Source organism: Butyricimonas faecihominis (assembly GCF_033096445.1).
GTDB classification, from domain to species: domain Bacteria; phylum Bacteroidota; class Bacteroidia; order Bacteroidales; family Marinifilaceae; genus Butyricimonas; species Butyricimonas faecihominis.
Genome location: NZ_AP028155.1, coordinates 3,334,455 through 3,346,946 on the forward strand (window position 1 = coordinate 3,334,455; position 12,492 = coordinate 3,346,946).

11 protein-coding genes are annotated in these 12,492 nt (G+C 45.2%); 6 read left to right on the forward strand and 5 right to left on the reverse strand.

All coding sequences use genetic code 11. The features are described from left to right. Nucleotides 1-25: 25 nt before the first annotated feature. From R8806_RS13815 to R8806_RS13830, 4 genes are all read right to left on the reverse strand, one after another. Entirely contained in the window at nucleotides 26-421 is a 396-nt protein-coding gene (locus R8806_RS13815; protein WP_124318043.1) for a hypothetical protein, read from the reverse strand. Between the two features lie 7 nt (nucleotides 422-428). After that, nucleotides 429-1,304, reverse strand: a complete 876-nt coding sequence (locus R8806_RS13820; RefSeq protein WP_124317097.1) for an Rpn family recombination-promoting nuclease/putative transposase — start codon at nucleotides 1,302-1,304, stop codon at nucleotides 429-431. A 128-nt stretch (nucleotides 1,305-1,432) separates the two neighbouring features. Continuing rightward, on the reverse strand, nucleotides 1,433-2,515 hold the full coding sequence (locus tag R8806_RS13825) for a glycosyltransferase family protein (RefSeq protein ID WP_124317096.1): 1,083 nt from the start codon (nucleotides 2,513-2,515) through the stop codon (nucleotides 1,433-1,435). Next, nucleotides 2,512-3,315 carry a UDP-2,3-diacylglucosamine diphosphatase gene (locus tag R8806_RS13830; RefSeq protein ID WP_124317095.1) on the reverse strand — a complete coding sequence of 268 codons (804 nt, stop codon included), beginning with the start codon at nucleotides 3,313-3,315 and terminating at the stop codon, nucleotides 2,512-2,514. The genes R8806_RS13825 and R8806_RS13830 overlap by 4 nt, the downstream gene beginning before the upstream one ends. A 144-nt stretch (nucleotides 3,316-3,459) precedes the next feature. Here R8806_RS13830 and R8806_RS13835 point away from each other — a divergent pair, with 144 nt between their 5' ends. The 3 genes from R8806_RS13835 (at nucleotide 3,460) to R8806_RS13845 (ending at nucleotide 6,649) form a co-directional block, all read left to right on the forward strand. Further along, complete coding sequence (locus tag R8806_RS13835; RefSeq protein ID WP_124317094.1) at nucleotides 3,460-4,623, forward strand: MalY/PatB family protein; 1,164 nt, start codon at nucleotides 3,460-3,462, stop codon at nucleotides 4,621-4,623. Nucleotides 4,624-5,092: 469 nt separating this feature from the next. Further along, the gene (locus tag R8806_RS13840; RefSeq protein ID WP_124317093.1) at nucleotides 5,093-5,929 is read left to right on the forward strand and encodes an ATP-binding protein; all 837 of its coding nucleotides are present in this window, start codon (nucleotides 5,093-5,095) and stop codon (nucleotides 5,927-5,929) included. Between the two features lie 102 nt (nucleotides 5,930-6,031). Beyond that, nucleotides 6,032-6,649, forward strand: coding sequence for a trimeric intracellular cation channel family protein (locus R8806_RS13845; protein WP_124317092.1), 618 nt, complete (start codon nucleotides 6,032-6,034; stop codon nucleotides 6,647-6,649). A 3-nt stretch (nucleotides 6,650-6,652) separates the two neighbouring features. On the opposite strand, the gene R8806_RS13850 is transcribed toward R8806_RS13845, so the two are convergent. Then, the gene (locus R8806_RS13850) at nucleotides 6,653-8,017 is read right to left on the reverse strand and encodes an MFS transporter (RefSeq protein ID WP_124317098.1); all 1,365 of its coding nucleotides are present in this window, start codon (nucleotides 8,015-8,017) and stop codon (nucleotides 6,653-6,655) included. A 142-nt stretch (nucleotides 8,018-8,159) separates the two neighbouring features. Between R8806_RS13850 and R8806_RS13855 the strand changes: the two genes are divergently transcribed. The 3 genes from R8806_RS13855 (at nucleotide 8,160) to R8806_RS13865 (ending at nucleotide 12,485) form a co-directional block, all read left to right on the forward strand. Then, the gene (locus R8806_RS13855; RefSeq protein WP_087419329.1) at nucleotides 8,160-9,302 is read left to right on the forward strand and encodes a chorismate-binding protein; all 1,143 of its coding nucleotides are present in this window, start codon (nucleotides 8,160-8,162) and stop codon (nucleotides 9,300-9,302) included. Further along, on the forward strand, nucleotides 9,283-10,983 hold the full coding sequence (gene menD / locus R8806_RS13860; protein WP_124317091.1) for a 2-succinyl-5-enolpyruvyl-6-hydroxy-3-cyclohexene-1-carboxylic-acid synthase: 1,701 nt from the start codon (nucleotides 9,283-9,285) through the stop codon (nucleotides 10,981-10,983). The genes R8806_RS13855 and menD overlap by 20 nt, the downstream gene beginning before the upstream one ends. Before the next feature lie 389 nt (nucleotides 10,984-11,372). Then, nucleotides 11,373-12,485 carry a WG repeat-containing protein gene (locus R8806_RS13865; protein WP_124317262.1) on the forward strand — a complete coding sequence of 371 codons (1,113 nt, stop codon included), beginning with the start codon at nucleotides 11,373-11,375 and terminating at the stop codon, nucleotides 12,483-12,485. Nucleotides 12,486-12,492 lie beyond the last annotated feature (7 nt).

Consider the following 12,492-nt stretch of genomic DNA (forward strand, 5'->3'; position numbering starts at 1 on the left):
TACCCACGAGTTGACTTTATTGCCCCTAATCAACAGAAAGATTATGATATTTTTCAAATTTCGTACCTTTCGAAAAACAATCGGGTAAACAATGTGCGGCATAACACAATTTTTCTTTATCAGAAGCCAAATTTTTGTCCGCACAATATTTTTTTATAATTGCCGTCGCATTTAAAAATCCATTCTTTTCTGATTCAGTCACTACAGAGATTTCATTATAATCATCGTCCAGAATATCCTGTCCATTAGAAGTGACGATCATATAAAGTTTTTCATCAACGCCTCCCACTTCTGCCGAAAATTGCCGATACTGCTCGTCTGTCAATTCTAGGAAATTCTCTTCAACCGGAAGAAATCCCAATTGGAACACCAGTTGAAGAGCCTGTCCCGTATTTCCGATTAATAAATCAAATACATTCATATATTACCTATAACTGTTCGACCTCCTCGGGTCGCAATCCCGTACTTCGAATAATTGTTTCCACGGATATTCCCATCTTTTTCATGTTTCGAGCAACTTCAAGAATACCTTCTGTACGGCCTTCTGCCCGACCTTCTGCTCGACCTTCTACCAGTCCCTCGAATTTAGCCGTTCCCAACACGTCGTTCTGGATCATGATCGCATCCACATGACGATCATAAGCGGCCCGCTCACTTGGATCCATATCATAGTAAACCAGTTTTTCTCTTGCCTCTTTTAATCCCGGTGTGGTCGTGTCCGGACGGATGTGATCGTTTTTCAAATAATCCAGCCACTCTTCAAGCGGGGTTACAGCCACCTTGTCAAATTCGTTCACTCGGATTAAAAAATATTCGGGAAATATCTCGGAGGGAAGACGACGAACCAAGGCATCACGTTCTTTCATTGTTACCTGTAAGTGGTCGCCGGTGTGAACTCCCGTGAACGTGTTCTGGCCGTGATACAAGTAATCATCACCTTTACCGATATCGAAATAGAGAATACTGATAGAATAAATTTTCTTCACTTCCGAGTAAAGTTCTCCCAGTTCTATATGCTCGATAATGGCCTTGGCCGCACCGTAAAGAATTCGTTCCAAGAAATATAATTCCCGCGTCACCTGAACTTCCACGATAATGATCTCGTCCTCGCTATCCCGAGCCTTGATGTCCACACGATTAAACTTGTCATTGTCGTCCTGTTGATTGCTCTCGCTTTCCAATATGTCAAGAATCTGTATCGGGCGATTCAGTAAAACTGTCAGCAAGCCTTCCAGCACCCCGAAATTAGCCTTGTTGCGCAACAAGCGTTTCACGGCCCAGTCAAATCGAATGTATTTATCCATCACTAAATCGTTTGATTACCTACTTCAAAGGTAAACATTTTTAATTACTTTTCCAAGGCTTGTTTAATGTACCCGGCATAACCTGAAAGTCTTTTGCATAAAAATGGATTGTAAGGTAAATAAACTTTCTACACCAGCGTCGTCAAATGCCGGATAAACAACTCTTCAGCAGATTGTACCCAAGCTCGAAAAACCCCTGAATCTGCATTATGGCTCGGAATATATTCCACGAGGCGGGAAACATCGAAAGTCGTACTCTCGATTCCCGCCCCGGCTCCAACTGCATCGGCAGCATTGATTTCCTGTTCCACGTGGGTAGGAATCATCATGACCGGCTTTCCCAGATACATCGCCTCGCAGACGGATTCAAACCCGGCGGTCGTGACATACCCCGAACAGCCTTGCATGTATTCTAGAAACTTGACATCATTAATCCGGTGGAAAGTTAAACGATCGTTTACCCGAAAAACCGGAGGAGCAGTTTTCTTGTCCCAAAAGAAGTGAGCCTCCTGATCGGGATGGGATTTATGCCACTCTTTTACCTCATCGGCATACCCGGGATTCAGCATATACCCTAAAATATATCCCTTATCCCGCGGGTCAGCTTGTAACACCTCTTCCCGTAAAAGTGGCGGTACGACGGCCATTCTCTCCCGGTAAAAATCCTTTAAGGGATAGAATGAAAGAGCCAATGTTTTCGTCGCCCCGATACTACACAACGTGTTATTCAGACGCAATAACATTTCTTCTCTTCCGGTCCCGTTCCCGTATTGGAAGTCAGGATGTTTCATCAGAAACTGGTGAGCGATACAGACAAAAGGAACATGTTCCCGGAAACGCAGGTTCATCAGCCCGGCCAAAATCTCGTAAAAGTTAATTACCACATCCGGCTCCGTCTTTTGAATGTGACGATGGATCAGATTCACGCTTTTACTATATTCCCGCAATTTCTTCACCGTGATATTAAGTAATATACTTTTTGTCAGTTTCACCTTCTTGTGATCTTTCCCATAACAAAAACTCGGGCTGGTAAAAGTCTTTACCTTTGCCCCAATTTTCTCCAAAAAGAAAGCGGGAATCTCCCGGTTACTGCTTTTCCCAACCAGCACTTCCACGACCTCATGACCATGGCGACGTAACATTTGCGAGAGCGAAATGGCCTGTGTCAGATGGCCCCTTCCCTCTCCTTGAACGATAAATAAATACTTCATACCGCTAATCCCGTGTGTAATACAGTTTCAGATTCCGAATCTCGTACCTCTGTCAAAGCCTTTTCTTCGATATACACGTTCCAGTTTCCATCGTAATCCTCGGTCAAGGCAGAGAGAGATTCCATCCAGTCTCCCGAATTCAAGTAAAGCACGTTCCCGATCATCTTCTTCTCCGGATAGTGGATATGCCCGCAAATCACCCCTTGACAACCTTTCTTCCCGGCAATATCCACGATGTGTTTTTCGAAATCACTGATATATGAAACCGAAGCTTTCACTTTCAACTTGATTTCCCGGGCAATCGAATAATAGGGCAAACCTTTCTTCAATCGACGGCGATTGTAAATCTTGTTCGCCCACAACAAGAAAGAATATCCCACATCCCCGACTTTCGCCAACCAACTCATGGAAGAAGTCACTTTATCAAACACGTCCCCATGTAGCACGTAATAACGTTTATCCCCACTCGTGTAGATGTAATCCTTCACCACGGAAATATTCGAGAAGGTCAAGGGGATCACTCGATCCAAGAAATCATCATGATTTCCCCGCACGTAAATAATCTTCGTGTCATGAGAGATGTCCAGTAACACCTTGATAAAATTCGTGTGGCGCCGCCGCCATTTACTGTTTTTCCCTCGCATAAGCGACCACCCGTCGATAATATCACCACATAAGACAAGGGTATCGCAAGAGTGTTGTTTTAAAAAACGGGTAACCTCTTTCGTCTTCGACCATTTAGAACCGAGGTGAATGTCCGAAAGAACGATTGTTTTGTAATGTTGCTGTTTCTTAGGCATATATTCATTCCTAAATTACTTATACAAAGGAAGAATTGTATTGTTAAGAAACGATTACCAAAATATGAAATAAATGTTTCGACATTTCCCGTATAAATATTTAAAAGAGTTTTATAACTTGCTACTCGATTAAATAAAAAAAGTATGTACAATTTTGATCAGATAATAGACCGTCGGAACACCAGTTGCGTGAAGTACGACAATCTTGTAAATGTGTTTGGTAGCACGGATATTCTGCCCATGTGGGTAGCAGATATGGATTTTCAGGTTGCCCCCGAAATTCTCGATGCCGCTCGTGAATGTTGTGAAAAAGGAGTTTTCGGGTACACGTTCCGAAGTGATAAAGCCAAACAAGCATTCGCTGACTGGGTGGCACGTCGCCACGGTTGGCAAGTAGATACCCGCTGGCTGTTAAGTAGTCCCGGTATCGTCACGGCCCTAGCATTAGGGGTTCGAGTTTACACGGAAGAACATGATAAGGTCATGATTTTTACTCCTGTCTATCCTCCATTCTATGCCGTGGTGAAAGATAACAACCGGGAACTCGTATGCAGTACCTTGAATGTAGAAAACGGACATTACCAGATTAACTGGGAAGATGTTGAAAAGAAACTGAAAAACGGAGTAAAATTACTGATAATAAGCAATTCTCACAACCCAGTGGGAAGAGTATGGACCAAGGAAGAACTTACTCGAATCGGAGCGTTATGCCTGCAATACGGGGTCACAATCCTCTCTGACGAAATCCATTCCGACCTTGCCCTCTTCGGACACAAGCACGTGGTAATGGCCTCCCTGTCACCGGAGATTGCCGCGATCACCGTGACCATGATGGCTCCGAGTAAAACATTCAATATCGCCGGGATGATGAATTCCGTTGTCGTGATCTCGAACCCGGAATTACGTCGCCCCTTCGAGAAAGAACTTTTATGTCTGCACTTGGATTTGGGTAATATCTTCGGACACGTCACTCTAGAGGCTGCCTACAAGCACGGGGACGCCTGGTTGGACGAAATGGTTCGTTACCTCGAAAAGAACATCCTGTTTACCGATCAATTTCTCCGGGAAGAGTTACCCTCAATAAAAATGATACTCCCGGAAGGCTCTTTTTTACTCTGGCTTGATTTCCGGGCGACAGGGTTATCCCACGAGAAAATTCAGGAAAAACTACTCCACGAGGCGAAACTCGGCTTAAATAGCGGCACGGATTTCGGCCCCGAGGGAGAAGGCTTTTTCCGCATGAACATCGGTTGCCCGCTCGAAACGGTAAAAGAAGGACTGGAACGCTTGAAAAAAGCATTCAAGTAAATTTCCAAAATTGAAGGTTAACACTTCCCCAGTATCTCCTCGTACGAAAGGAAAAAGTTCCTAGTTTCTTGTACAAGGAGATACTGGAGAATACCATAAATACCCGCAGGAAATTCGAAGAAGATTCGATGAACTTAGGGATCAAAGACGTTTCACTTTCGAATCAAAGACGTTTCAAAGACGTTCAGTGAGTGTCTTTGATTCGAATTTGTTCCGATATTAAACAAACTCTATTCTCATTCCTCCACGAATACCTCCCAGAAGCTCTACGAATGATGTCTAAAGAGAGTGTATATCATACTAAAAAGAAAAAAACGATATTAATTAGAACTTATACATTCTCTCTATTTTTTACAATTTAAAATTCATAAACAATTATTCTTGTTTTTTGAGCTCCATCTGTAATATTCATTACAAAATTCCCCTATTTTCACGTGTATCTTTGCCCTAGAACCAAAAACGACTGATTATGAAACGGACAATTATAAAAATAGACGAGGAAAAATGTAACGGCTGCGGGCTATGCGTGAAAGGTTGCCACGAAGGGGCTTTACAATTAATCGACGGGAAAGCCGTCATGATAAGTGATTTGTACTGCGACGGACTGGGTGCTTGTATCGGAGAATGTCCCGTCGGTGCCATCGAATTAGAAGAGCGGGAAGCGGAACCATATAGTGAAGAAGCTGTTATGGAGCGTATAGTGTCCAAAGGAGAACACGTGATTCTAGCTCATTTACGTCACCTGAAAGAACACGGTGAAAAAGAGCTGGTAAAACAGGGACTGGACTATCTGAAACGCCATAACATCCCCATAAACCTGCAAGAATTACACCCCACACCGAAACTGGGATGTGGATGTCCCGGTTCCATGGCAAGAGAATTAAAACCTGTCATGAAACCCGCTGTAACCCCATGTTCCGGTGGCTCCGAACTCCGACAATGGCCTGTGCAGTTACACCTATTAAACCCGCAAGCCGGGTATTTCCAAAGGGCAAACGTGCTACTGGCCTCCGACTGTTCAGCCTTTGCCTCCGGGAATTTTCATGAACGCTTCCTGAAAGGTAAGATTTTGGCAATTGCCTGCCCTAAACTGGATCATAATACCGATTCTTACGTGGACAAACTTCGTAGCATGATTGACGATGCCCGGATCGACACGCTCACGGTTCTCATCATGGAAGTTCCTTGTTGCGGTGGCCTCCTGCAAATGGCTTTAAAAGTGAGAGAAATGGCCTCCCGTAACATCCCGATCAAAAAGATCGTACTTTCCGTGGAAGGGAAAGTGAAAAGCGAAGAGTGGGTATAAAATAGGTTTATAAACCCTATTATCATGCTGTAAAACATCAAAATACGTGGCGAATGATATTCCTTTATTATTAGCTTTGCAGGCTCAAAAAATAACAGGAATATGAATATTGATTTTACTACAATCATTGATTACATCGGTACATTCGCGTTCGCTATCAGTGGAATACGTTTGGCATCAGCCAAGCGATTCGACTGGTTCGGGGCATACGTGGTTGGAGCCGCAACAGCCATCGGGGGCGGAACGACACGAGATTTGATGCTGGGGTTAACTCCTTTTTGGATGCACCAACCCTCCTATCTAATTGTTACAGGACTGGCCTTGTTATTCGTGATTATATTCGGGAAATATGTCATCCGATTGAATAACACGTTTTTCATCTTTGACGCCATTGGATTGGGACTATTTACCGTGGTTGGCATCGAGAAGAGTTTGGTTGCAGGATTCCCAATGTGGGTTGCCATTATCATGGGTATGACAACCGGAGCTGTCGGGGGAGTCATCCGGGATATATTTATCAACGAAGTTCCCCTTATCTTCCGTAAGGACATATACGCTATTGCCTGTATTCTAGGCGGATTAATTTACTTCGCCTGTGACTTCTTTGCCGTGGGACACATCACTACCCAGATCATCACGGCCGGAAGTGTCATTTTAACCCGGGTCGTTGCCGTGAAATACCACATCAGTCTTCCGGTATTGAAAGGAAGTGACGAATAGGGATCAGAACCGTTGTTCCTCCGTGGAATCAATCCCAATGGCAATCTCCTTGATAATCCCCTTTTCAATATAAACGGGACGGGCATATCTACGCACCAAGGGGCGATAATATTCGAAAACCAAAGCGGCAACAAAACAACAAATCCCGGATAGTAGGATAATCATTTGCAAACCGATCCATTTTTCAATTGCCCCCAGCACCATACTGCCCACGGGAGCCATACCCGTGAAAGACATTGCCATATATCCCATCACCCGGCCTCGTTTATCCTCGCTGGAAAGGGTCTGTAACAGCGTGTTGATAGAAGCCACGGCTGCAATAATCGTGAAGCCCACCGGCAAGCATAGCACGGCAGCCACCCAAGGAATCGTAACAAACGACATCACCGACAAACCGATCCCCAGCAATGCCCCGGAAAGCATCACCACTTTTCCCAGTCCCAGCACGCTCTTCCGGGCTGCCAGATACAAGGCCGCAATGAAGGAACCGACACCGATACATGAAAGTAGTAGCCCCAGCATCTCGCTCTCCCCGTGCAGGATCGTTTTCACGTAAGCCGGGATAAACGTCATCAAGGGTAACCCGAAGAAACTGATCGCGCTCATCAAAAGCAATAGCGTACGGATCGGTATATTACCCGCCACGTACCGGAAACCATCCCGCATATCTTCCCACACCTTTTGCTTCGCGGTTCTCTCCCGCTTGGGCGCTACCCGCATCATCAACAAGGCAATAATCACGGCAATATAGCTGATACCATTCAACAGGAAACAAATGCCCTCTCCCAACAAACCGATCAACACTCCACCCACCGCAGGCCCGATCAAACGAGAACCATTAATCACGGCAGAATTCAGCGCAATAGCGTTACTCAACTTATCCTTCGGGACCAAACTCGGATAAAATGACTGTCGAGTGGGATTATCCAAAGCATTAATCAAACCGATCAATAAACTCAGAATCATGATATGCCACACCTGTATCAACCCGGTCAACGTGAGCAAAGCCATCAACAACGCCTGTATCATAGACAGCGATTGCGTCAGCACCAGCAACTTACGTCGATCAAACCGGTCAACAAAAACACTCATGTAAGGGGTAGCCACGAGAATCGGGATTTGCGCCATAAAAGTAACCGTCGCCAGTAAAAGCACCGATCCGGTCAACCGGAACACCAGCCAACTCATGGCAATCTGTTGCATCCACGTCCCGATCAGCGAGATACATTGTCCCCCGAAATAAAGACGGAAATTATAACTTTTCAAGGAAACGAATACCTGTGTGAAGGCCCCTAAATTATTCGGCAATAACTCCCGAAGTCCTCGCCAACCACCCAAAAACTTATACCCGCTCCTATCTTTATTCATTTCATTCAAACAAAATAACTTTATTAACTTGCAACCTGCAACGTGGCGCAGCCACACTCCCCACAAAAATACTTACATTTTGCATCAATTGAATCACCAGCGAATAATTTTGCCTATTTTTGCGGTAAGAATAGGATATGCCATGATAGAACAAACAGAAAACAGACTCTCGGTTGCAGAAGCGCAGAACATCTGCCTGCGAAATAACATCCCGTTTTACACGTACCGTTTACCCGGTTCGCGTGAAGTTGTTTTCGGGGCTCAACTCTCCAACGATACCCGGATATTCAAGGGGTTCGAAAAACATCGGGGAGAAAAAGGGTTTGTTATTACCCCCTTCAATCACTCCTCTTGGAGTTTCCCCTTCTTCATCAAGGCCGATCTTTCATTCACGGACTACCTGACTGACGGCGAAGCGATTCGAAATTTACAAAACACGGTTTTCAATACCCCGGAACGTATTTTCACCAAGCAAGACTGCGAGCATTTCGAGTACTTGGATGAACTACGCACGATGATCGACACGCTGAAACGGGAAGGGATGAAAAAAGCCGTTCTATCAAGAACCATCACGATACCCTGCGATTCACTCCGACTATCGCCAGCGATCTTCGAACAGATGAAACAATACCACCACGCCTTCCTGTTCTTTGCCGCCATTCCGGGTAAATGCGCTTGGATGGGTGCCTCACCGGAGACTTTCCTCAAATACGACAGAAACGGATTCTTCACCATGTCACTGGCAGGAACTCAACCCGTGGCAACAGCAAAAAATCCACCTGAATGGGGAGACAAGGACATCGAGGAACAGCAAATCGTGACCGACTACATCCAAGACACGCTAAGACATTTCTTTACCCGCCATCTCGAAATCGAGGGACCTATCACGTTACAAGCCGGGAATGTCTTTCACCTCTGTACCTTTTTCAGAAGTGACGAACAACTCCCTGCCGACCAGATTGACGAACTGGTAGGACAACTTCACCCGACTCCGGCCGTCTGCGGCCTACCCAAAAAGAGAGCCATGCAAATCATCACGGAGATCGAGAAACGGGATCGGGGATATTATGCAGGATTCCTAGGACCATTGCAAGCCTCCGGGGCATTTGACTTGTTTGTCAACCTGCGTACCATGGAAGTATTCGATGACGCCCTGCGGTTGTATGTCGGAGGCGGCATTACCCCTCTTTCCGACCCGGAAACCGAGTGGCAGGAAACTTGTCAGAAAGCCGATACTTTACTAAACCTCATACGTCAAATGAATTATGGAAAAATCACATTCTGATATTGAAAACGTTCGAATTCTTATCAGTCTACTCGTTCAAAAAGGGATCAAGGAAGTCGTTCTGTCACCCGGTTCCCGGAATGCACCTTTACTCGTGTCTGTTGCCCGGGAAAAAAGGTTGAAACATCATGTCATCGTGGATGAACGTTCGGCCGCCTTCTTCGCTCTGGGAATAGCACAACAAACCGGACAAACCGTTGCCCTCATCTGCACGTCGGGAACCGCCTTATTGAATTACTCCCCTGCCGTGGCGGAAGCCTATTACCAGGGTATTCCCCTTCTCGTGATCTCGGCAGACCGTCCCTCCGAATGGATAGATCAAGACGATAGCCAAACGATACAACAGCAAGGGGCATTATGTAACTTTGTGAAAAAGAGCTTTCAGCTCCCGACAGCCATCACGTGCAACGAGGATCGCTGGCATACCAATCGTCTGGTAAACGAGGCTATCAATCTATCCCAACACGGCCGGAAAGGCCCCGTGCATATCAATGTTCCCTTGAGAGAACCCCTGTACGGCTTTCAACATGAATCCATAACTTCAGAACGGGTGATCAAGACTCTGAAAGAAACCCCTTCCTTAACCGCAGAAATCTCTCAAAACCTGCGGGAGGAATTTTTCCTTTGTCCCAAGGTCATGATCATCGCCGGATTCCATGAACCCGACCCGGTTTTACAACAACATATCAAGTTACTGGCAAGCCTTCCCAACGTGGTGGTTTTAACGGAAAGCGTAACAAATCTATCCATTCCCCTCGTGATCTCCACGATAGACAGGGTAATCTCCACGATACAACCGGAAGAGGTAGAGACTTACGCCCCTGAACTACTCATCACGTTCGGGGGAGCGATCGTTTCCCGCATGATAAAGGCTTTCATCCGAGAACATACCCCACATTCTCATTGGCATATTGATGAACGGTCGACACCGCCTGACACGTACAAGTCCATGACCCTCCACGTCCCCATGGACACCCGAACGTTCTTTGATCAACTCCAACCCGCGGAAATAAAAGCCAACAGTTTGCCGTCCAGTTATGCCCACCAATGGCATCAACGGGAAGAAAAAGCAACACAAATACACGATAACTACCTGAAACGTATCCCGTGGTGTGATCTGAAAGCCTTCTCCATGCTCATTCCCGCACTTCCTGCCGGGAGCCGTTTACAACTAGGCAACAGCACCCCGATACGTTACGCCCAACTCTTCCGGTACACGCAGGTGGACCGTACCGATGCCAACCGGGGAACAAGTGGTATTGATGGTTGTACCTCGACAGCCATGGGTGCCGCCTCAACATTCGACGGGATCACCACGCTGATCGTGGGAGACAACAGTTTCCTTTACGACTCCAATGCTTTATGGATCAAAAACTGTCCCCCGTCATTACGAATCATCGTTATCCAAAACGGGGGAGGAGGCATATTCCGCTTTTTGGCAGGTCCTTCCGGTCTGGAAGAAGTTGAAGAATTCTTTGAAACCCCTCACGACGTGGATATAGAACGGCTTGCCGAAATTCATCGTTTCAAGGTGTACCGAGCAACAGATGCACCCTCGTTAGAATCAGCACTATCCGAATTCTACCAACCGGGACAACAACCGGCCATTCTCGTTGTTCACACACCCGGAAAAATAAACGGAGAAATATTAAAAAGATATTTTCAAGCGTTGAGGGATTAACTAAGGGAAACTAGAATTTCTCAGAAGAGCTATTTTTAACTCTCTCTATAAACAGAAGAGGGGTTGGTGATTCATTCCGAAGACAGAGAGTATTTCAACTCTACCTCTGCAAGAGAAAGATAAAGATTAAAAGATAAAAACTAAAAGTTGAAAGTAGAAAATCTAGAAGCGTCGGCTTTGTGTGGCGGAAATCTAAAATCTAAAATCTAAAATCATTAAATCTAAAATTAGTAAGGGGAGTACCCCGAAGGGGGGAGGGAATTTGAAAAATAACTTTTTGGACAGCCCCGCCCAAAGCCCCATCTCATTTTTTCTTCCCCCAACAGCACACTTATCCATTTATTTACTACTTTTGGGATAGCGTTTGTTTATTCTTTTTATCTTAATTTATGGGGATAAGTTATTATTTCATGGACAAGACCCACAAACAGGTCGGACCGCTTTCGTTAGATGAACTTAAACAACAAGGAATCACGCGAGAAACACCCGTGTGGCGTGAAGGTATGCCAAACTGGGTACAGGCAAAGGATATTCCCGAATTACATGAATGTATCACACCTCCTAAACCACAAATCAGCGTGGTACAGATTGTCCTGATTTTATACGCGACCTTAGGCACTATTCTCTTCTTACTCGCTGGCAGATTTGTTTCGGCGTTTGTCGCCTCGTGGTTTGACATTTACCCATACGTTCCGGGTATTGTCATCCTCATCATCGGGGTACTGGGTATCATCTTTTCCCTGTTTTACAAAAAAAGAAAATACCTACTGAATACAACACTGATAGTTCTACCCTTCTTACTATCTTCCTTATTTTCCATTTTCTATTATGGAGTACTAAATCATGCCTATTGTTTCCGGTACGATCGCTGCATCATAGAGAAAAGATCCGGAGTCGGAGTCATGGATAAATTCGGCTTGGAAATCGTTCCCTACATATACGATAATATCGCACCCAATAGTTACTGGTCACCCGCTTACTACCGGGCCACGTATAACAACCAAAAAGGGATACTCGCCCTCGATGGAACTGAAATTATCCCATGTATATACGATGATGTTGACACTTGGCTCACAACCGACAATTTCATGGTTAAATCAGGGAAACTAAAAGGACTATATACCCCAAGAGGAAAAGTAATCGTTCCTTGCGAGTACACGAAAATTTCCCGCTGGCGGGAAACCTCGCTCCTCCACGTGAAAATGGATGACCAAGAAGGCCTCTATACTCTAGAGGGAGAAGAGATATTACCCTGTCAATTTATCATCTGTAAAGAATTAAACGGTATATCACTGATCAACCGCGGTGGATTCACGAAAGACGGTAAAGTGCAGAATGGAGTTTGGGGAGCAATCAATAAAAAAGGAAAAATCATTATTCCCTGCAAATACAATGACATCATACCCTACGCCGGTTCTGAACGCATCGAAGCCGACGGGGGATATATCAAAGATATTTACGACTTTAACGGAAATTATTTACGAAGCGAATATAAATGGTAAATTATTA